Here is a 21528-nt window from a genome sequence, read left to right as displayed (position 1 = left end):
TTCCGACACCCCGGGGCCCGCAAAATATCGGAAACACTGCGAATATCAGCGAGATAAGCCCATGAATGACGGCCAAACAATGGCAGCCACCCGACCAGCACCGCGCTTGGCCTTGGTCGCCCCGCAAGAGTGCAGTTTCGAGGATTCTCTCGATAAATCAAGGCTCCTTATGGCCCCTCCTCAGGGAGTCATAGGCCCGAGACTGTTCCGGATGCGGTCCTGGAAATAAGCGACTCCCGCCTCGTGGCGGGGCGACAGGGGGCCGGGCGTATAGGCGCCCGAGGCGTAGTTCTTGTGGGTCTCCAGGCAGATCTCGAAATCCTCGCGCACGATGGCGAGATTGCGCGCCACCAGATCATCGCGCTCCTGAGCTTTGTCTTCGGAGGTGTCGGCGAAATAGAAATTGTAGATCAACTCGGTGCGGTCCGGTCCCAGGGGATTGATCCTGGATGTGTTCATGCCGCCGTCGAACAGCGAAAGGGTCCAGTTCGGCCACATCCACAGCCACTTGCCGCGATAGAACAGTCCGTCGCGCGGCGGCGCCGTCATGCGGATCAGGCCGTCATGCGCGGTGGTCTTGAACTGCTCGAAATCGATCGCCGCGAAGAATTGCGGGTGGATGCCCGGTATGTGATAGCCCTCGACGAAATTGTCCGTGTAGATCTTCCAGTTGGCGTCGAAGACCATGCGCTCGGTGCGCATCGGGGTGTATCCTTCGATCGGCTCGTCGGCGATCTCGCCGACCAGATCGCCCAGTTGCTGATCGAGCGTCATCGAGGGATCGATGGCGATGAAAAGGAGCCCGCGCCACTCGGCGACCGGGATCTCGGCCAGGCGCCAGTCCTCGAGCTTGAAATCGGGGTCCTCGCCGAACCACGGCACGTTCATGAGCCGGCCATCGTCGGCCCACACCCACTGATGATAGGGGCAGCGGATGGTCGGGCAACGGCCATTGCCCTCCTCGAGCAAGCGGGCGCCTCTGTGGCGGCAAAGATTGCGGAAACCACGCAATTTACCGTCCCTGCCCCTGATCGCGAAGACCTTGTGGCCGGCGATCTCGACGGCGCAATACTCTCCGCGCTGGGCGACCTGCGATACCGGCCCGAGCAACTGCCAGGTTCTGGCGAAGAGCTGGTTGCGCTCGCGGTCATAGACAGCGGGATCGATATAGTAGCGCGGATCGAGATTGAGCATGACACTTGCCTGGTTAGCGCGTGATCAGGAAAAGTGGATACAGGTTTTCCCTCGGTTCACGCGCCACGTTGAAGATTTCCAGGCAGGCTATCGCATCAACTGCGCTGATCTCAAGCCCGGATCAGTCGATATCTTCCACCTGCGACGGGCCGCCGCCATGCACGCGCTGGGCGAGCGAGGCGGCCATGAATTCGTCGAGGTCACCGCCGAGTACCGCCTGTGGGTTGGTGCTCGTCTTGCCGGTGCGCAGATCCTTGACCAGCTGATAGGGCTGCAGCACGTAGGAGCGGATCTGGTGCCCCCAGCCGATATCGGTCTTCTTGGCGTTGGCCGCGTCGACCTTCTCCTGCTGCTTCTGCAACTCCAACTCGTAGAGACGTGCCTTCAGCATCTTCCAGGCGGTGGCGCGGTTTTTGTGCTGCGAGCGCTCGCTCTGGCAGGCGACGACGATGCCGGTCGGAATATGGGTGATGCGCACCGCCGAATCGGTGGTGTTGACGTGCTGGCCGCCGGCGCCCGAGGCGCGATAGGTGTCGATGCGGCAGTCGCTCTCATTGACCTGGATGTCGATCGAGTCGTCGAGGATCGGATAGACCCAGATCGAGGCGAAGGAGGTGTGGCGGCGGGCATTGGAATCATAAGGCGATATGCGCACCAGCCGATGCACGCCTGATTCCGTCTTGAGCCAGCCATAGGCATTATGGCCCTTCACCTGGATGGTTGCCGACTTGATGCCGGCCTCTTCACCCGCATGCTCGTCGAGGATCTCCACCTTATAGCCGTGCTGTTCGCCCCAGCGCACATACATGCGCAAGAGCATGCTGGCCCAGTCCTGGCTCTCGGTGCCGCCGGCGCCGGCATTCACCTGCAGGAAGGTGTCGTTCGGATCGACCTCGCCCGACAGCAAGGTCTCGATCTCATGCTTGGCGACCTCGTCCTTGAGACCGGTCAGAGCCTTCTCGGCATCCTTGACGATGGCCTGGTCGCCTTCCGCCTCGCCGAGTTCGATCAGGCCGGTATTGTCCTCGATCGTCTGTTCGAGGTGGCGCACCAGCTTGATGCGGCTCTCGAGGTCCTGGCGCTTGCGCATGAGGTCCTGCGCGACCTGCGGATCGTTCCAGAACGCCGGATCCTCGGACCGGGCGTTCAGTTCGGCGAGCTTTTTCTGGGCGTTATCCCAGTCAAAGATGCCTCCTCAGCAGTCCTATGGACTGCTTCATCTCGTCGACGAGATTGCTGATTTCGGTGCGCATGATCTTGCTTCGAAAAAGTTGACTGGTTGAGCGGGCTCAATAGAGGCCGCCGGTGCCGGTCGTCAACCCACCTTCGATCACCGCATCGCTTTCGGGCGGCTGCGCGCTGGTTCCGTCGAGCGGAACGCCCGAGGTCGCGACCTGATCGCCGATCACCGTGGTCTTGGACGGCGGCTCTTCACCCGGCTTGAACGCCTCGAGAATGACGCCTGGATCGCCGAACAGATCACGCTGGCCGCTCTTCACGTTGATGGGGATGAGCTCGATGCCCTTCGGCACACGGAAAGGCGTCGCCGGCTTGTCGCGCAAGGCCATACGCATGAAGTCGGCGACGACGGGTGCCGCCAGATTGCCGCCGGTGCGGCCCTTGCCCATGGGCTTCGGGTTGTCGTAGCCGATATAGACGCCGACGGTGAGATCCGGCGTGAAGCCGATGAACCAGGCATCGCGCTCGTCATTGGAGGTGCCGGTCTTGCCGGCAACGGGCTTGCCGACCGCCTGGAGCTTCTTGCCGGTGCCGCGCTCGACGACGCCTTCCAGCATCGAGGTGATCTGATAGGCGGTGTAAGGATTCATCACTTCGGGGCGGATGTCGAACAGCTCGGGCTCGGCCTGGCCCTGCCAGACCTGGTTGCTGCACTGGACGCATTCGCGCTTGTCGTGTCGGTAGATCGTCTTGCCGTAGCGATCCTGCACGCGATCAATCAGCGTCGGTTCGATCTTCTTGCCGCCATTGGCGATGATGCTGTAGGCGGTCGTCATCTTGAGAAGCGTCGTCTCGCCCGCGCCCAGCGCGTAGGCAAGCTGGTTCGGCACCTTGTCATATATGCCGACGCGCTGCGACAGTTCGCCTACCCGGCTCATGCCGAGATCGTTGGCGAGGCGCACCGTCATCACGTTGCGCGACTGCTCGATGCCGCGGCGCAGCGTCGAGGGTCCGTAGAACTTCTCCTGATAGTTCTTCGGCTTCCAGATCTCGCCATTCGACATCTTGAATTCGATCGGCGCGTCGAGGATCACCGAGGACGGCGTATAGCCATTGTCGAGCGCTGCGGCATAGACAAAGGGCTTGAAGGCGGAGCCCGGCTGGCGCAGTGCCTGGACGGCGCGGTTGAACTGGCTCTTGCCATAGGAGAATCCGCCGACCAGCGACAGCACGCGGCCGGTATGCGGATCCATGCCGACGAGTGCGCCCTCGACATCGGGAAGCTGGACCAGATGGAAGCGCCCTGCCGTCTTGTCGGGCGCCACATAGATGACATCGCCAACTGACAAGACGTCGCCCGCCTTCTTGATCTCCGGCCCGAGCTTCGTGCCGTCGATATATTTGCGCGCCCAGCTCATCAGCCCGACCGGCACAGTGCCGGTCTCGCGCGCCTTGTCGATGGTGCCGGAGATGAGCGTCTTCGGCTGCAGGCCGATCTTGGCGCCGTCATCGCCGACTTCGAGAACGATGGCGAGGCGCCAGGGATCGAGGTCGGACGGCACTCTCATCTTTCCGATGGTCACCCCCCAATCGTCGGCGGCCGACACGTTCTTGATCGGCCCGCGGAAGCCGCGCTTGCGGTCGAATGTGATGAGGCCACGGGCCAGGGCCTGGCGTGCATAGATCTGCAGCTTCGGGTCGAGGGTGGTGCGCACCGACAGGCCGCCCTTCATCAGCTTGTCCTCGCCATAGATCTGGACAAGTTCGCGGCGCGCTTCCTCGGCGAAGGATTCGGCGGCGAAGAGCTGGGCGCCGAAGGGCCGCGGATTGACGACCAGCGGCTTGCCTTGCGCCGCATCGCGCTCGGCGGCGCTGATGTAGCCGTTGTTGTACATCTCACCCAGCACCCAGTTGCGCCGTTCGATGGCGCGCTGGGTCTGGCGGAAGGGATGATAGTTGTTCGGCCCCTTGGGCAGCGCCGCGAGATAGGCGACCTCCTCGAGCGAAAGCTCGCTCAGCGACTTGCCGAAATAATTGAGTGAGGCGGCGGCGACACCGTAGGAATTGAGACCGAGGAAGATTTCGTTGAGATACAGCTCGAGGATCTGGTCCTTGTTGAAGGCCTGCTCGATGCGATGCGCCAGGATGGCTTCCTTGATCTTGCGCTCGACGGAACGCTCGTTGGTGAGAAGGAAGTTCTTGGTCACTTGCTGGGTGATGGTCGAGGCGCCGACGATCTGCCCTTTGCCGGTGACCTTGACCTCGATGTAGCGCAAGCCCGCCGCCGCGAGCCCCGGCCAGTCAAGACCTTGATGTGTATAGAAGGTCTTGTCTTCGGCGGAGAGGAAGGCCTGAATCAGCTTTTTCGGGATGTCGTTGATCGGCACGAAGAGACGGCGCTGCTCGGCATATTCGGCGACGAGGGTGCCGTCGGCCGCATGCACGCGGGTCATCACCGGCGGTTCGTAGAGAGCAAGCTGCTTGTAATCCGGCAAGCCCTTCGACATGTCCCAGATTACATAGCCGACGCCGCCCGCGACGCCGAGAAACGCGATGAACCCAACCGTGAAAAGCCAACCCAAAAATCTAAGCATATTGCCCCTGAGGCAAATTCATGACCCGAAAAACGTGTGATGAATCAGCGCTTAGCACGCTTCCCGCCGTCTGCCCAATTACCAATATCAACGACTTAGGCGGCAAATGTGGCGGGGTGGCGGCGCCCCCATCACCTACTGGCGCGCCGCGATCTCGGTGGCGAAATAGGCCGCGATGGCCTTGTTCATCGCTTCCGTCACCTGAGCCTGCCATTTGGACGACACCAGGAGCGCCTCATCCGCCTTGTTCGACAGATAGCCGAGCTCGAGGAGGACCGAGGGCACATCGGGCGCCTTGAGCACGACGAATCCGGCCGAGCGCGTCGGCTTGCCGGTCATCTGAGTGACGAGTTGCAACTGGCCGGCGGCCTTCTTGGCAAAAGCGATCGAGTGATTCTTCGTTTCGCGCTGGGCGAGCTCGATCAGAATGTCGGTGACCTCCTCATTCTCGGTGGCGAGATCGATGCCGCCGATGATGTCGGAGCGGTTCTCCTTCTGCGCCAGGGCTTCCGCCTCGGCGTCGGAGGCCTTTTCCGACACAGTATAGAGAGTGGCGCCACGCACCGATGCGCCGCGCACGGTATCGGCATGGACAGCAATGAACAGGTCGGCCTGGTTCTGGCGTGCGATGCCGACGCGCTGCTTGAGCGACAGGAAAGTGTCGCTGTCGCGCGTCAGAACCACTTCGTAGTTCTTGTTCCGCGCGAGCCTGTCGCGCAGCATCCGGCTGAAAGTGAGGACGACGTCCTTTTCCTTGGTGCGGCCGACGCCGACGGCACCGGGATCGATGCCGCCATGGCCCGGATCGATGACGATAACGCGCTTGCCATCGGGTCGCTTGGCCGGCATTGGCCGCTCTGCCGAGGTTGGCGCAGGCTCGGTGCCGGGCTTGGGCACCGGCAAAGGCGCTGCGGTCGCGGCCTTGACCGCATCGTCGGCTTCAGGCTCGGCAGCCGCCTGTGGGCGCGCCGCCATGTCGGCTTCATGCGCCATCCTGAAAGTCTTCTCGTCGGTCTTGACCAGATCGACGACAAGGCGCGCCGGCTGGCCGTCTTCCGGCTTCACCAGGAAGGACTTGGCGATAAGTACCGGTCCCTTCACGTCGATGACGATTCGGGATCGATCTTTGTCCAGCGGGCCGAAACGATAGGCGCTGACGAGGCCGAGGCCGCTTCCGCCGCTCCCCGGGGTCAGATCGAAGCCGACACCGGGAAGATCGATCATGACCCGGTAGGGATTGGGCAGGACATAGACGCTGTAGCTCACGGGCCGCGTCAGGTCGGCAACGAAGCGCGTCTTGCTTTCATCACCCGCCACGCGCGCGGCGACCGCCATGACCTCCTCCGCATGAAGGGGGACAGACGAGAAAACTCCCTCGCCGATCAGCAGGATCATCGCAAGAAGTGCGCATAACCCCCTTCTCTTACGTGGAAAACGCGACATGGCTCCGGCTGTCCCAATCATTGGACGGAGCCTAAAGGGGTGGTGGTTAACCTAAAGTTTCCAATGGCATCCAAATATTTCCCCTGGGTCATATGGTGAAGCTTGCCAAACAGCCTCCGCCTGCCTAAACAGGCGTCTAACCCTCCGTGCGGGCAGAGCTGGATCGTGTGATCCGAAGCGAAGCCGCCGGAGCGTCGAATTCCGCTACGGACGGGCTCCGGGATCTTAAACGATAGCCCCTTCGGATGCGTTCCAGTACGGGCCCGCAATAGGGCGGACCCAATGCCCTTTTGGGGTGGCACCCAGATGACGGGGCAGATGAGTTAAACCGTTCCGGCACGGCCGGGACATGTGGACAACAACAGGCATGAATCATTCCACGCTGACATTTACTCCGGAAGGGCCGCCTCTGGCAGCCGCTCCGGGCAGCGCACGGTTGCGCCCAGCGCCGATCATGCCAATTACGCGCTCGCCGGCGCACAGGTCTTCACAACGTCTCCTGCCCGGAACCGAGACGGAAGCCGCCCTGCCCCCGGCCGACGCAAAGGATAAGGACATATGGGCAGCAAGATGCTCATCGACGCCACCCACGCGGAAGAAACCCGCGTGGTGGTGGTTCGCGGCAACCGCATCGAAGAATTCGATTTCGAAAGCGCCGCGCGCAAGCAACTAAAAGGCAATATCTACCTCGCCAAGGTGACGCGCGTTGAGCCGTCGCTGCAGGCGGCCTTTGTCGATTACGGCGGCAACCGTCACGGTTTCCTCGCCTTCTCGGAAATCCATCCCGACTACTACCAGATCCCGGTCGCTGACCGGCAGGCGTTGTTGCGGGAGGAAGAAGAGGACGCCCGCCATCACGACGACGATATGAACTCCTCGCGCAGCGATGCGCATGATGAGGAGGCCGAATCGTCGGCCGATGAGACTGGTGAGGGTGAAACCGAGGTCCGTGAGGCTCACAACGGCGACACTGCCGCCGATGCGGCAGCGCCCGAAGCACGTGAAGCCGACCCCGTCGCCGCGCCGCAGGTCCAGCATGGCCTCCCCGCCGAGATCGGTGACGGCATCGAAACGGTGGAAGAGGACGCCGAGGCGCAGAAGGTCGATTCCATCGGCGCCGAGGATGCTCTCGAGGAAGTGCCGCAACGCCGCCGGCGGTCGCAGCGGCGCGTCTACAAGATCCAGGAAGTCATCAAGCGCCGACAGGTGATCCTGGTCCAGGTCGTCAAGGAAGAACGCGGCAACAAGGGCGCGGCCCTTACCACCTATCTCTCTCTCGCGGGCCGCTACTGCGTGTTGATGCCCAACACGGCGCGCGGCGGCGGCATCTCGCGCAAGATCACCGATTCGACGGATCGCCGCCGGCTGAAGGAGGTCACCCGCGACATCGAAGTGCCGGCCGGCATGGGGCTCATCGTGCGCACCGCCGGCGCCCAGCGCACCAAGACCGAGATAAAGCGTGATTTCGACTATCTGATGCGGCTGTGGGAGAACGTCCGCGACCTGACGCTGTCCTCGACCGCTCCTGCCCTCGTCTACGAGGAAGGCAGCCTGATCAAGCGCTCGATCCGCGATCTCTACAGCAAGGATGTCGACGAGGTTCAGGTCGAGGGTGACGAGGCCTATCGCGAGGCCAAGGACTTCATGAAAATGCTCATGCCGAGTCATGCGCGCAACGTGAAGCCCTACAAGGACAACCGCCCGCTGTTCTCGCGTTTCCAGGTAGAAACCCAGCTCGACAGCCTGTTCTCGCAGACCGTCACGCTGCAGTCCGGCGGCTATATGGTCATCAACCAGACCGAGGCCCTGGTATCGATCGACATCAACTCGGGAAAAGCGACCCGCGAGCACAATATCGAGGACACCGCGCTCAAGACCAATCTCGAGGCCTCCGACGAGATCGCCCGGCAATTGCGCCTGCGTGACCTCGCCGGACTTGTGGTCATCGACTTCATCGACATGGAGGAGAAGCGCAACAACCGCTCCGTCGAGCGCCGTCTCAAGGAAGCGCTGAAGAACGACCGCGCCCGCATCCAGGTTGGTCGTATCAGCCATTTCGGCCTGCTCGAAATGTCGCGCCAGCGCCTGCGGCCGAGCCTCCTCGAAGGCTCGACCCGCACCTGCCCGCATTGCGAAGGCCGCGGTATCGTGCGCTCCGTGTCCTCCTGCGCGCTCTCGATCATGCGCGCCATCGAGGAACATCTCATCGGCCGCAAGGCCGAGAATCTCACTGTCAAATGCCACCGCGACGTGGCCGCTTATGTGCTGAACGAGAAGCGCAACCATCTGCTCGATCTAGAAGCCACCTATGGCATTTCGATCTTCATCGTGCCGAGCGACGACGTGAAGGGCTCGCAGGTTCTGATCGAACGTGCCGGCGAGCGCAGCGTTCCGCAGCGCAAGACCGCTGCGCCGCCGGTCAAGATCGACACTGCCTTCCAGGAGCGGGAAGAGGAACCCGAAGCCGAGGCAATGCCCGAGGCTGAGGAAGAAGAAGAGAGAGAAAGCGAAAGCCAGGCCGAGCGCGCCGAACAAGGCGATCACAACGGCAACGGCGACAGTTCGCGCCGCCGGCGTCGGCGGCGTGGCCGCCGCGGTGGACGCCGTGGCCAGGAGCGCGATCAGGCCTTCAACGGCAATGGCGGCGAGCACGACGAGATTCCGGGCATGGGCGACCAGCCGAGCCTCGAACCACAAGCGTCTTTCGAGCCAGGTGACGATGAGCCGGCACCCGAAAGCGAGACCGTCGAACAGGGCATTCAGGAGACGCGCGAGGGGCGTGGTGATCAGGAAGGCCGCGGCGAGCGCAATCGCGGCCGGCGTGACAGATGGGGCCGTGGGCGGAGGAACCGCGACCGCGGCGAACGCAACGGCCATGGCGATGCTCCTGCCGAGCATGCGCAGAGCCGACACGAGGCGCCGGGCGGCCATGACGCCGCTCCGCCGCGCGAGGAACGCCATGAGCCCCGTTTCGAGGCGCCCCCGGCGTCGAAGCCGGTCGAAACACCCAAGGCCGAGCCCGCGCCCGCTCCGGTAGAGGCCTATCAGCCGCCGAAATGGCAGCCGCCCGCTCCCACCGTCTCGGAGCGTCCGGCGCAGGCCAAGCCAGGCTGGTGGAGCAAGCGGGGATAGCTCGCAGGCAAGGTGAGGCAAGCCTCAAACTCGCCTCATTTGCTGCCGAGAGATGCTTTGAACTGCGCTTCAATCGGAGGAGCGATGGCTGCGCGCCGCATCATTGCTGTCCTGTGTGCAATCAGCGTCGCGGTCGCGACGCTGGCGCCGCCCGCATTCGCGCAAAGTAAACGGAAGGGCCCCTCTCTCATCCGCGACGCTGAGATCGAGAGCCTGATGCGGCTCTACACCAAGCCGATTTTCCAGGCGGCGGGACTGAATCCGGGCTCGGTGCATGTCTACATCATCAACGACCCGCGCATTAACGCCTTCGTGGCCGGCGGCCAGCGCATATTCATTCATACCGGGCTTCTGACCCAGGCCAAGACTCCCAATGAGGTGATCGGCGTTCTGGCCCACGAGACCGGCCATATCGCCGGCGGCCATCTCGCCCGCATGCAGAACGAGATCGACCGCAAGAGCACGGCCGTCATTATCGGCATGCTGCTCGGCGTGGCGGCGGTCGCCGGCGGCGCGGCGGCGGGCGAAGGTGAGTTGGCGCAAGCGGGCGGCGGCATCATGATGGGCTCGCAAGGCCTCGCCCAGCGCATGGTGTTGAGCTACGCGCGCGCCATGGAAGCTTCGGCCGACCAGGCGGCCATCAAGTACCTGACCGCGACGGGTCAGTCGGGCAAGGGCATGCTGACCCTGTTTCAGAAGCTCGCCAACCAAGCAATGGCGTCGTTGCAGAATGTCGATCCCTATGTGCTGTCGCATCCCATGCCGCTCGACCGCATACGCAATCTCGAAGTAGCGGCGAAGGCGAGCAAATACTTCAACACGCCGGACAAGCCTGAGATCATGCTGCGGCACAAGCTGATGCAGGCGAAGCTCACCGGCTTCCTGCAGCCGGCGCAGATCGTCTTCCAGCGCTATCCCACATCTGATACGAGCCTTCCTGCCCGCTATGCGCGCTCGATCGCGATGTTCCGCAGCGGCGATACGCGCAACGCCGTCAAAGTGATCGACACGCTCATCCGCGACTTGCCGAGCGATCCCTATTTCTATGAATTGAAGGGCCAGGCGCTGCTCGAAGGAGGCCAGCCGGCGGAGGCCATCGCCCCCCCTGCGCCAGGCCGTGAAAATGCTGCCCAACAGCGGGCTCATCCGCATCATGCTGGCGCAGGCCCTGCTCGGCACCGAAAGCAAGCCAAATGCCCAAGCCGCCCTGACCGAGCTCAAGCTTGCGCGCAAGACAGAGGACGACACGGCAAGCCTCTATCAGTTCATGGCCATGTCCTATGGCATATTGGGCGACATTCCGCGCGCCGATCTCGCCACCGCCGAATTCGCCTATTACCGGGGCGATAAGGAACTCGCCACCGAGAAGGCCAAGATCGCCATGGCGACCCTGAAGCGCGGCTCGCCCGACTGGCTGCGCGCTAACGACATATTGAACTTCGTGAATCGGAGCGACGACTAGTAGACCGGCTCCCTGAATGAGCGCATTGTGCCGCGCTTGCCTATCCCGTTAAGGAACTCTCATGCTTATGACCATCCGTGCCATCCTGATCGCTATGATCGCCCTTTTCGTTCTCCCCGCCCAGGCGGCGGAGTTCAACGATGTTCAGAAGAAGGAGCTCGGCGACATAGTCCGTCAGTATCTGATGGAGAATCCGGAAGTGGTGCGCGATGCCATGCAGGAGCTCGAGCGCAAGCAGCAGGAAGCCGAGAACGCGGCCCGTACCGATTCGCTGAAAGCCATGTCCCCGGAGATTTTCCGCAGCAAGGACGATCTGATCGGCGGCAATCCCAATGGCAAGGTCACCGTGGTCGAGTTCTTCGACTATAATTGCGGATACTGCAAAAGGGCGTTCCCGGATGTCATGAAGATGATCGAGAACGACAAGGACCTCAAGCTGGTGATGAAGGAATTCCCCATTCTCGGCCCGGGCTCGGTCTATGCGGCGCGCGCCGCGCTCGCCTCGCGCAAGCAGGGGAAATACTGGGAATATCACATGGCGATGATGGCGCATGAGGGTCGGATCGACGAATCAGTCGCTGACCAGATCGCCAAGGCGACCGGCCTCGATGTGAAAAAGCTCAAGGCCGACATGGCGGCCGACGAGGTCAACCAGGTCATCGCCCGCAATATGCAACTGGCCGATACCCTCAATATCCAGGGCACCCCCGCCTTCATCATTGATGAAACCGTCATCCCGGGGGCGGTCGGCTATGAAGCCCTCGCCTCGGTGGTCAAGCAAGTCCGCGACAACGGCGGATGCAAGCTTTGCTGAGGGGTGGGCGCGCTATCGCGTTGATTTCCGCATCAGATCGCCCGCAGGTCGTTTTCACGGCCGGCGAACCGATGCTGTAGCCTTCACGAAGCACGCCTGACCGCCTATAAGCGCTGTAATGAAACCAGTCCTTGTCATTAACGGGCCCAACCTGAACATGCTCGGGTTGCGCGAACCCGACGTTTACGGCCATGAAACGCTGGCCGGACTTGAGGAACGGTGCCAGCGCAAGGCCAAGACCCTCGGGCTGGACATTTCCTGCCGCCAGAGCAACCACGAGGGCGAGATCGTTTCCTGGATCCAGGAGGCGCGCAGCGCTGCGAGCGGCATCATCCTCAATGCCGGCGCCTATACGCACACGTCGGTTGCCATCCATGACGCGCTGCGCATCGCGCAGCTGCCGCTCATCGAGGTCCATCTCAGCAATATCTACAAGCGCGAGCCGTTCCGGCATCACAGCTATGTTTCACCGATCGCCGATGGCGTGCTATGCGGCTTCGGCGGGCATGGCTATGAGCTCGCTCTCGACGCAATCCACAAAATCCTGACAGTCAAGAAGGGGTAAGACACACCATGCCCTCGAAGAAGAAAGCACCGCCCGTCAAGTCCAAGCCCCAACCGGGGGCCGAAACGGGCGAGCTCGCGCTGATCCGCAACCTCGCCGACCTGCTCAACGAGACCGGGCTATCGGAGATCGAGCTGGAGCAGCGCGGCGTGCGCGTCCGGGTCTCGCGCGGCGGAACCGTTTATGCGGCGGCCCCCGCCCCGGCCCATGCGGCACCGGTGGCAGCGGTCGCGGCGGCACCGGCCGTCGCGGCGGCTCCCGCCGCAGCGGTTATTCCGGCCGACGCGGTCAAGTCGCCTATGGTCGGCACCGTCTACCGGGCCGCGCAGCCGGGGGCACCGAATTTCGTCGAGGTCGGCACCGAGGTCAAAGCGGGCCAGACACTCCTCATCATCGAGGCCATGAAGACGATGAACCAGATTCCCGCGCCCCGGGCCGGCAAGATCACCCAGATCTACGTCCAGAACGGCAGTCCGGTCGAATATGGCGAAGCCCTTGTGTTGATCGAGTAGAGCGAGCGATGTTCGACAAGATCCTCATTGCCAATCGCGGCGAGATCGCCCTTCGCGTTATGCGCGCCTGTCGCGAGCTTGGTATCCATACCGTCGCCGTGCATTCGACGGCCGACGAGGAGGCGATGCATGTAAGGCTCGCCGACGAAAGCGTCTGCATAGGCCCGCCGCCGGCGCGCGACAGCTACCTGAACATTCCCGCCATCGTGGCGGCCTGCGAGATCACCGGCGCCGAGGCCGTCCATCCGGGCTACGGCTTCCTTTCCGAGAACGCGCGCTTCGCCGAGATCCTCGAAGAGCACAATATCAAGTTCATCGGCCCCTCCTCGGCTCACATCCGAACCATGGGCGACAAGATCGAAGCCAAGCGAACGGCCAAGGAGCTTGGCATCCCGGTGGTGCCGGGATCGGAAGGCGGCATCAGCGATATCGGCGAAGCCCGGCGCGTCGCCCGGGATATCGGATATCCGGTGCTGATCAAGGCGACGGCCGGGGGCGGCGGGCGCGGCATGAAAGTGGCGCGCAGCGAAACCGAGCTCGAGAACGCCATCCAGACGGCGCAGACGGAAGCCAAGGCCGCCTTCGGCAATGGCGATGTTTATCTCGAGAAGTACCTCGAGAAGCCGCGCCATATCGAGATCCAGGTGTTGGGCGACGGTCAGGGCCGCGCGGTGCATCTGGGCGAGCGCGACTGCTCGCTGCAGCGGCGCCACCAGAAGGTTTGGGAGGAGGCTCATTCCCCCGCCCTCAACGCGGCGCAGCGCGAGGCGATCGGCGGACGCGTGGCCAAGGCCATGCAGAAGCTCAGCTACGAGGGCGTCGGCACTGTCGAGTTCCTATATGAGAATGGCGAATTCTATTTCATCGAGATGAACACCCGCCTCCAGGTCGAGCATCCGGTGACGGAGATGCTCACCGGCCTCGATCTCGTGCAGGAACAGATCCGTATCGCCGCGGGAGCCCCGCTCAAATATGAGCAGGACGATATCACCTTTGCGGGCCACGCCATCGAATGCCGTATCAATGCGGAGAATCCCAAGACCTTCGCGCCCTCGCCGGGGCGCGTCGAGAATGTGCATGTGCCGGGGGGCCTCGGCGTGCGCATCGATTCCGCCCTCTATGCCGGCTATCGCATCCCGCCATATTATGACAGCCTGATTGGTAAGCTCATCGTGTTCGGGAAGTCGCGGACCGAATGCCTGATGCGGCTGCGCCGGGTTCTGAGTGAGTATGTTATCGAAGGGGTCGAGACGACCATCCCCTTATTCCAGCGACTCGTCGCCGAACCTGATATCATTGATGGTCATTACGATATCCACTGGCTTGAGAAGTACCTGATCAACAACCCGTAAGATATATGTCCACCATCACGCCGCAAATCCTGCTCAAGGCCTATGCCGCCGGGATTTTTCCGATGGCGGAGAGTGCGGAGGACAATGCACTCTATTGGGTGGAACCGGAGGAGCGCGGAATATTCCCGCTCAACGGCCTGCATATCTCGCATTCGCTGCGCAAGCGCATCCGCCAGCGCCGCTTCGACATACGCATCGACACGGCCTTCACCGACGTGATGGCGGCTTGCGCCGAGAGGATGCCTGACCGCAGGACGACCTGGATCAACCAGCGCATCAAGTCGCTCTACGGCCAGCTCTACAGGATGGGCTGCTGCCATTCGGTCGAATGCTGGCAGCGCAACCAGCTGGTCGGCGGACTCTACGGGGTCAGGATCGGTGGCGCGTTTTTCGGCGAGAGCATGTACTCGCGCGAGACCGATGCCAGCAAGGTGGCGCTCGTCCATCTGGTGGCGAGGCTCAGGGCCGGCGGTTTCATCCTGCTCGACGCCCAGTTTACGACGCCGCATCTCGAAAGCCTGGGCGCCCGCTCCATCAGTCGCGCCGAATACCACCAGCTGCTTGAGCGCGCCATCGAGCAGGATGCCGAATTCTTCAAATTCCAGGGCGATCGCGATCCCGAACTCGTCCTGCGGCTGGCCGGCGAAAAATAGAGCTACAGCATCGGACCGAAAAGCGCGAAGCGGTTTTCGGATAATCCGATGCGCAAATCAAAGAGTTAGAGCGCCGGACCGATTCCATGTGAGCGTCCGGCGCTCTAAATTCCGCCGGTAACGGCAAAGGCGCCGGCGCAGCGACCGTCGGCAAGCCGAATCACGGCTGTGATGATCGAGCCATAGGGCGGACGCCAGACGCTGTGGCTGGCTTGGTGTTCCGCAACAGCCACTTTCCGACGCACTGACCAGGCGAGATCCTCGGCAACGATGTCCGCCGGCGCGCCATTCACATGAATCTGGATCGATGCGCCGGCAAGATCGAGATCTCCCTCCGACAGCAGTTCGACGCGCGCCAGAATCTCGTCGAAACCGGCGTCGAGCGGCCGCGTCTCGGCGACAACCGTCAGCTTCACCCCGGCAGAAGTTGGCGGCCCGATCGGGCGTCGTTCCGGGAAGATGTCATCAGGCAGTTCCGGTGTGCGTGGCGGGACCGCGCGCAGCTTTGCGGCGCGGTCGAATTCCGCGGCGAAGCGCAAAAGGCGCGTGTCGTCATAGGCCTTCCCGGCGATGGTCAGGCCGACCGGCATGCCGATATCGGACATGATCCCCATCGGCACCGTGACGGTCGGGATGCCGAGATGGCGCGGCACCAGATTGCCGTTGGCGACCCAGGTCCCGTTGCGCCAGGCGAGACTGGCCGACTCCTCGTTCACATCGGCATCGGCCTTGCCGACATCGGCTACGGCCGGGAACACCACGGCATCGAGGCCGAGATCGGCCATCCAGTCCTCGAAATCGACGCGCCGCGTCGCCTCCAGACCCTTCAGCCCTTCTTCCATGTCGGGGATCTCGGCGAGCGGGACGAGCCCCTGCTTCGCCAGATCGACCAGACCGCTGAGGCTCGCATCAAGTGGCTCAGGCAGCGTGCCGGGCGGATGCGGAAAGATCTTGTCGCCCTCGACGGAAGCAAGATCCGCGAAAGCGGGATCGCCATTGGCGCGCAGGAAGTCGTCAAAGGCCCAGGCGCAGAGCAGCCCCAGCTCGTGAGTCTCGAAACTCTTGGGAACCAGACCTCTGTCGACCATCGATTTGGCGCCTAGTCGGTCGCGCTCGTAATTCGACACCGCCGGGAAATCGACCTCGACCACCTCGGCGCCCAGCGCTTCCAGCTGGCGCGCCGCCTTTTCCCACAAAGCGATCACCGACGCCCGTGTCTCGATCGGCGCCGTGGCTTCCATGTCGCGGCCGATATACATGCGCGGCACGCCCAGCCGCTTGCCGCAGAGAGCGCCACTGATCTCGAGATCCCGATAGCTCTTGGGGCGCAAGGCCGAGCTCGGCGGTATCTCCACCCAGGGCTGGATGCGCCAGAAATCGCCGCGCGCCGTGTGATCGTCGGCGACGATCACATCGAGGAGCTCCAGCAGATCATCGACGCCGCGTGTATGCGGCACCACGACATCCATCGTCGGCACCAGCGGCCAGTTGCCGCGCACCGAGATCACGCCGCGCGAGGGCGTATAAGCGACGAGCGCGTTGTTGGAGGCCGGCGCCCGGCCCGACGACCATGTCTCCTCGCCGAGCCCGAAGGCGGCAAAGCTTGCCGCCGTCGCGGTGCCCGAACCATTGGACGAGCCGGAAGCAAAAGCGGCCGTCAGATAATCGCCGTTATAAGGACTTTCGGCACGGCCATAGACGCCGCGCTGCATGCCGCCATTGGCCATGGGCGGCATATTGGTGAGGCCGATGAGGACGGCGCCGGCCTGCCGCAACCGTTCGATCGTGAAGGCATCATCGTGCGCGACAAGCCGCTCGAAAGCCGGCGAGCCGGAGGCGACAGTCAGTCCCTTGGCGCGATAGCTGTCCTTGGCCGTGTAGGGAATACCGTCGAGCGGTCCCAGCACCCTGCCCTCGCGGCGGCGCTGGTCGGAGGCGGCCGCGGCTTCGAACATCCGCGGATCGAGCACCGGAACGGCGTTCAGCGCAATCCCGTGGCGGTCGTAATACGCGATGCGGCGCAAGTAGGCGCCAACCAGCTCGACGCTGGTGACACGCCCCTCATCGAGCGCCTGACGCAACCCGGCGATCGAAGCTTCGACGAGATGAAAAGCGTTCAGGCGGAGTGCGTCACGAGTCAATCTTCAGGCTCGCTTTCCTGCTCGCTGCCCTGGGGCTGTGTATCGGGCGCCTGCTCGACGACCGGCGGCGGCGCGTTCGGGTCTCGGCAGCCGGTGAGCCATACGTCGTAGATCGGGTGCTCCACGGCGCTCAAGCCCGGGCTTTCCGCGAACATCCAGCCCGAGAATATCTTCTTGCGCGTCTCGTCCGGTTCGATCTCTTCGACCTCGACGAAGGAAGTCGTCTTGGGCTCTTCGGTGATGTCGCGCGTATAGCAGGCATCGGCCTTCACATAGAGGCCGCCGAAACGCTTCTCCTCACCGATCTTGGCCTCGAAGGTGGTGGTGAGGCCGGTGATCTTGTCGAGGCCGGCAAAGACGGCGATCGGATTGGAGATGCGCTCGGCCCGGGCCGGCGTAATCGCGGCAAGCAGAGCAAGCGGCACGACGATACGTCTCATAACTTCTTCGCCTCGACACGCAAACGCACATAGTCCGCCGTCCAATTGCCCGCGTCGTCGCACAGAGCCACGCGCAGAAGGTCCTCGGTCTCGCGCACCACTTCATCCGCGCGGGCGCCGAACTGCGCGAAGAAAGGCTGACGGAAGACGCTGAGCCACGCGGCCATGCCGGTCTTGAGCCGCGTCGGCCTCGGGATGAGCGCGATGCGCTTCACCTCGAATCCGTGTTTCTCCAGGATCGCCTGATAGGCTTCGGTGGTGGGAAAGTACCAGGGATGAGCCAGCGCCCTATCGACATCATGACCTCTGGCCACGGCCTCGAGCGCCGTCATAATCGCCGCCACATTGCCATGGCCGCCGAATTCAGCAACGAAACGGCCGCCCGGCTTGAGCGCGCGCCGGACGCCGGCGACCACGCGCTCGGGCCGCGTCATCCAATGCAGTGCCGCGTTCGAGAAGACGGCATCGAACTCACTCTCGAAGGTCAGATCCTCGCCATCCATCAAGCGGGCGTCGAGACCAAGGGCCTTGCAGGTGGTGACGAAATCCTCGCTCGAATCGACGCCGACCATCTTGGCGCCGCGGGCGGCAAGGTCGGCCGTCAGGACACCGTCACCGCAACCGAGATCGAGTATACGCTCGCCCTTCCTCGCCGACAGCCAGTCGAGCACGCCGCCCGCGAGGTCGGAGACGAAACGCGCGTGCGTATCGTAGGAGGATGCCGACCAAGTCTGGCGCGGCGCGGTATCGGCCGTCATTGCGGCTGGGTTTCCGGTGCCGGCGTCTGCGGCGCGGTGTTCTCGGCCGGCTTGTCGCCACCGCTGCCCTTGCCTTCGAACATCGCCCGCGAGATCAGCGACCAGATATCGACTGCCCCTTGCGTATTGACGATTTCGCCGCCGTCAGCGAGCAGGGTCTCCGAGCCGCCCGGATCGAGCGCCACGAAATTCGAGCCGAGTAGCCCTTCCGAGGTGATCTTGGCCGTCGTGTCGTCGGTGAGCTTCAGCTTGGGATCGATCGTCATGGTGACGACCGCCTGATAGTTATCGGGGTTCAGCGTCTGGCTGACCACAGTACCGACCTTGATGCCGGCAAGACGGACATCGGTGCCGGTGTTGACCCCGGCGACATTGTCGAACTCGGCCTTGAGGGTGTAGCCGCCCGATGCGGTGCCTGCCCCCGAGGTCGAATAGGCGAAGAGGAAGAAGCCGGCGGCGATCAGAATAACCAGCGCGCCGATGGCGGTTTCAACAGTGGTGTTTTTCATGATGCGGTCCCTTGCGACCCGGGCCATGGAACGGTTTGAAACTCTGTCCTGCGGAGGGAATCATCCGCGGGGACCGGATCTCGATAGCATAAATTCTCAACGCCTCCCCCTCGCCAAAGTCGGGCAACTTCGGCCGGAAAGCGCTTCGGAACTCAAGAAAACCTGCAAATTGTGGCAGCAACGGGCCGGAATGGCCGGCTATTCCGGCCGCCATGCCTCGTAATCGGGCTTTGCGGGCCGAGGCTTGGCAGTCCCGATGATGCTGCCGGGCGGACGATAGGCTTGTGCCGTCCCGGTCAGATTCGGATGATGCGGCTTTTCCCATTCGCGCGGCTTGTAGCCGTTCTTGGCGGGCGGATTGGCGTCACGGTGATGCATCCAGCCGTGCCAGCCAGGCGGGATCGCGGAGGCTTCGGCATAGCCATTGTAAACAACCCAGCGGCGCTCGGCGATCGACCGGGGCAGCGCCGAAGGCGCCCGGAAATAGCGGTTGCCGAACTCGTCCTCGCCGACGAACTCACCCTTACGCCACGTATAGAATCGCAGACCAAGGGTCTGCCCGCTCCACCAGGAGAAAAACTGCTTTAGAAAGTCAATCACGTCAGTACCTCTGCCCCCTGAATGGCGGAAACGGCCGGTTTTGTCCAGCCCGGCTCATTGTATGGCATCCACGAGGGTCAGGCCCTCCCTGGCCTCGAGCCCGCGCGCCGCGACGATCCGCACGCCGACTATGGAGCGCAGCAAGGCGGCGAAGGAATCGAGCTCGGCCGGCTTGGGAAAGATCGCCGAGGGCACCGCATAGAGATTGAGATCACGGCGCAGACGCTCGCGCATCAGGCTCACCACATAGACCGGGAAAGACTTGTCGCCCATACTGATCATCACATCCGTCTTCCAGGCGCGCAGCACCAGCCGCTGATTTGCATCCCCGGTGATGGGCTTGGTCCAGGTGAGGTCGGCCGCGCGGCCGCGATGCAGCGCCGGGCGCGGCGTCAGCTCGGCGAGGCTGCGATTGGGGTCGAGATAGGCAAGCCCCAGATTCCAGGACCACTTGCCTTCCTCGGTCCAGCCGTCCTTGGTGAGCGCATCCGCGAGGGGAGAAAGATCGCCGGCCCATTGCGCGGAGAACTTCTCCTCATTGCGCCCGGCCAGGTCGATGCGCCGGGCGGGCAGACCTGTCCACGAACCGGTCTCCCACTGCTCGCGGTCATAGAGAATGATCGCCTCGCGTGGCGCATAGATCTCCGCATTGGCCGCATAGTCGCGGCTGATATGGACGGTGCCTGCGGCAAGGAATGCCAGGAGGACGGCGATGCTGAGGCCAATCGGCTGGATCCGGCGTGACGGCGCGGCCTCGATGGCGATGCCGAAGGCGGCGATCATTACCGAGCCGAAGAGAAACCCGCCCAGAACATCCGACATCCAATGAGCGCCGAGATAGATGCGCGAGTAGGAAATGGCGATGACGGCGATGCCGATGCCGGCAAAGACGACCGACTTGCCCCAGCTGCGCAAGCCGTGCGTCACCAGCACGGCGAGGACGCCCAGCGTCACGGTGGCGAAGGTCGTGTGACCAGAGGGGAAGCTGAAAATTTCCGGCAGGCCGCTCAGTTCCACCGGACGGGGCCGCTGCAGCCACAGCTTCATCAAGGGAACGAAGAGCCGCGCGGCGGCGATGGTGACGAAGGCTGCGACCGCGATGCGCCATTGGCGTCGCCACAAAAGCCAGAGCACGATGGCGGCACCGACCACCCCCATGACGGCACCGTCGCCGAGCATCGTGATCATGGTCATGATCTCATCGGCCGGCGCGTTGCGCAGGCCCTGCATCATGTTGTGGACCGACAGATCGGCATTGATCAGGGCCGACTGACCAAAGACGCTGCTCATGAGGTGGATGAAACCGATGAGCGCCGTCACCGCCACGGCGGCGAAGAGAATGATCGCCAGCGATCCGGGATGCGTCGGCGAAATGAGGGCGCCGATACGCGGCCAGAAACGGCCCGGCTGCCCATCCGCCCAGGAAGCAAAACGGTTCTGGCCGCGTTCGATGACCGGCCCGAGCCCGCCGATGAACAGGCGGATGAGCCAGCCGGCAACCGCCAGCACGACGAGCAGCACCAGAAGAACGATCAGCAGCCTCTCGCTGAGATCGCCCGCCAGCGCCAGCACCTGGCCGAACAACATGCCGGGCAGAATGTGGGTCAGCGCCCAAAACAGACCCGAAGTGAAGTTGATGACCGCGAAATAGATCTGCCCCATGCCGAACATGCCGACGATGCCGGGCACCACGGCTTTGACACCCGGCACGAAACGGCCGATGGCGATCGATTTGCCACCATGCCGGCGCACGAAGTCCTCGCCGCGCGCCACCAACACCGGATAGCGGTTGAGCGGCCACAGCGTTTTGAGCCTCTCGCCGAAGAGGCGCCCGGCCCAATAGGACAATTGATCGCCCAATATGGCGCCGATGGCGGTGGCGGCGAAAACCGGCCAGAACGCAAGATGCCCCGTGCCGACCAGCATGCCCGCCCCCACCAATACCGCGGTCGAGGGCACGAACAGGCCAATGATGAGCAAGGCCTCGCCGAAGGCGATCAGGAAGACGATGGCGATCGCCCAGCCGGGATTCTGGCTGAAATAATCGAGATAGGGCTGAATATACTCCATGCGGCCGGCGGCTCGTTAAGAGAGGAAAGTCACAGGGATTCTACGACGCGGCGGCAGACGAGGTTTTCGGGACATGCGCCGGACTTACCAAAAACCTCATGTCAAGAACA

At 63.2% G+C, this 21528-nt stretch carries 18 protein-coding genes; 8 read left to right on the top strand and 10 right to left on the bottom strand.

All coding sequences use genetic code 11. The features are described 5' to 3' along the window. Window positions 1-180: 180 nt before the first annotated feature. From G5V57_RS25260 to G5V57_RS25245, 4 genes are all read right to left on the bottom strand, one after another. Window positions 181-1194, bottom strand: a complete 1014-nt coding sequence (locus tag G5V57_RS25260; RefSeq protein WP_165170551.1) for an aromatic ring-hydroxylating dioxygenase subunit alpha — start codon at window positions 1192-1194, stop codon at window positions 181-183. 121 nt (window positions 1195-1315) lie between these two features. Next, window positions 1316-2447 (bottom strand): peptide chain release factor 2 gene (gene prfB / locus G5V57_RS25255; protein ID WP_165170549.1). Its coding sequence is split into 2 segments (ribosomal slippage): window positions 1316-2377 and window positions 2379-2447, totalling 1131 coding nucleotides; the frame shifts between segments, so codons are not numbered across the junction. 36 nt (window positions 2448-2483) lie between these two features. Continuing rightward, window positions 2484-4967, bottom strand: a complete 2484-nt coding sequence (locus tag G5V57_RS25250) for a penicillin-binding protein 1A (protein ID WP_165170547.1) — start codon at window positions 4965-4967, stop codon at window positions 2484-2486. 135 nt (window positions 4968-5102) lie between these two features. Beyond that, the gene (locus G5V57_RS25245; RefSeq protein WP_246737359.1) at window positions 5103-6302 is read right to left on the bottom strand and encodes an N-acetylmuramoyl-L-alanine amidase; all 1200 of its coding nucleotides are present in this window, start codon (window positions 6300-6302) and stop codon (window positions 5103-5105) included. Between the two features lie 666 nt (window positions 6303-6968). Between G5V57_RS25245 and G5V57_RS25240 the strand changes: the two genes are divergently transcribed. The 8 genes from G5V57_RS25240 to aat all read left to right on the top strand — a co-directional run bounded on the left by G5V57_RS25240 (window position 6969) and on the right by aat (window position 14900). Further along, entirely contained in the window at window positions 6969-9542 is a 2574-nt protein-coding gene (locus G5V57_RS25240) for an Rne/Rng family ribonuclease (protein ID WP_165170543.1), read from the top strand. Window positions 9543-9626: 84 nt separating this feature from the next. Further along, the gene (locus G5V57_RS25235; protein WP_246737358.1) at window positions 9627-10892 is read left to right on the top strand and encodes a M48 family metalloprotease; all 1266 of its coding nucleotides are present in this window, start codon (window positions 9627-9629) and stop codon (window positions 10890-10892) included. Then, the gene (locus G5V57_RS34555; protein WP_246737357.1) at window positions 10810-11004 is read left to right on the top strand and encodes a hypothetical protein; all 195 of its coding nucleotides are present in this window, start codon (window positions 10810-10812) and stop codon (window positions 11002-11004) included. The genes G5V57_RS25235 and G5V57_RS34555 overlap by 83 nt, the downstream gene beginning before the upstream one ends. A 61-nt stretch (window positions 11005-11065) precedes the next feature. After that, entirely contained in the window at window positions 11066-11818 is a 753-nt protein-coding gene (locus tag G5V57_RS25230) for a DsbA family protein (protein WP_165170541.1), read from the top strand. 118 nt (window positions 11819-11936) lie between these two features. Then, window positions 11937-12383, top strand: a complete 447-nt coding sequence (gene aroQ / locus G5V57_RS25225; protein WP_165170539.1) for a type II 3-dehydroquinate dehydratase — start codon at window positions 11937-11939, stop codon at window positions 12381-12383. An 8-nt stretch (window positions 12384-12391) separates the two neighbouring features. Next, complete coding sequence (accB, locus tag G5V57_RS25220) at window positions 12392-12895, top strand: acetyl-CoA carboxylase biotin carboxyl carrier protein (RefSeq protein WP_165170537.1); 504 nt, start codon at window positions 12392-12394, stop codon at window positions 12893-12895. 8 nt (window positions 12896-12903) lie between these two features. Continuing rightward, entirely contained in the window at window positions 12904-14247 is a 1344-nt protein-coding gene (gene accC, locus G5V57_RS25215; protein WP_165170535.1) for an acetyl-CoA carboxylase biotin carboxylase subunit, read from the top strand. Between the two features lie 5 nt (window positions 14248-14252). Beyond that, window positions 14253-14900 carry a leucyl/phenylalanyl-tRNA--protein transferase gene (gene aat / locus G5V57_RS25210; protein ID WP_165170533.1) on the top strand — a complete coding sequence of 216 codons (648 nt, stop codon included), beginning with the start codon at window positions 14253-14255 and terminating at the stop codon, window positions 14898-14900. A gap of 104 nt (window positions 14901-15004) precedes the next feature. Here aat and G5V57_RS25205 read toward each other — a convergent pair whose 3' ends face one another. The 6 genes from G5V57_RS25205 to G5V57_RS25180 form a co-directional block, all read right to left on the bottom strand. Beyond that, on the bottom strand, window positions 15005-17041 hold the full coding sequence (locus G5V57_RS25205) for an amidase (RefSeq protein ID WP_246737356.1): 2037 nt from the start codon (window positions 17039-17041) through the stop codon (window positions 15005-15007). Continuing rightward, a complete protein-coding gene (locus G5V57_RS25200; protein ID WP_165170531.1) occupies window positions 17038-17481 on the bottom strand; it encodes a DUF2155 domain-containing protein in 444 nt (147 codons plus the stop codon). Before G5V57_RS25200 ends, G5V57_RS25205 begins: the two co-directional genes overlap by 4 nt. Next, window positions 17478-18239 (bottom strand): class I SAM-dependent methyltransferase, encoded by a 762-nt coding sequence (locus tag G5V57_RS25195; protein ID WP_165170529.1) that lies wholly within the window; start codon window positions 18237-18239, stop codon window positions 17478-17480. The genes G5V57_RS25200 and G5V57_RS25195 overlap by 4 nt, the downstream gene beginning before the upstream one ends. Next, a complete protein-coding gene (mlaD, locus tag G5V57_RS25190) occupies window positions 18236-18748 on the bottom strand; it encodes an outer membrane lipid asymmetry maintenance protein MlaD (protein ID WP_165170527.1) in 513 nt (170 codons plus the stop codon). The genes G5V57_RS25195 and mlaD overlap by 4 nt, the downstream gene beginning before the upstream one ends. Before the next feature lie 198 nt (window positions 18749-18946). Further along, window positions 18947-19348 carry an NADH:ubiquinone oxidoreductase subunit NDUFA12 gene (locus tag G5V57_RS25185; RefSeq protein ID WP_165170525.1) on the bottom strand — a complete coding sequence of 134 codons (402 nt, stop codon included), beginning with the start codon at window positions 19346-19348 and terminating at the stop codon, window positions 18947-18949. A gap of 54 nt (window positions 19349-19402) precedes the next feature. Further along, window positions 19403-21418 carry a bifunctional DedA family/phosphatase PAP2 family protein gene (locus G5V57_RS25180; protein WP_165170523.1) on the bottom strand — a complete coding sequence of 672 codons (2016 nt, stop codon included), beginning with the start codon at window positions 21416-21418 and terminating at the stop codon, window positions 19403-19405. Between the last annotated feature and the right edge of the window lie 110 nt (window positions 21419-21528).

The sequence above is a fragment of the Nordella sp. HKS 07 genome (genome assembly GCF_011046735.1).
Taxonomy (GTDB): Bacteria; Pseudomonadota; Alphaproteobacteria; order Rhizobiales; family Aestuariivirgaceae; genus Taklimakanibacter.
Note: the sequence above shows the minus strand (reverse complement) of the source record. Positions and strands in the feature narration are given on the sequence as shown.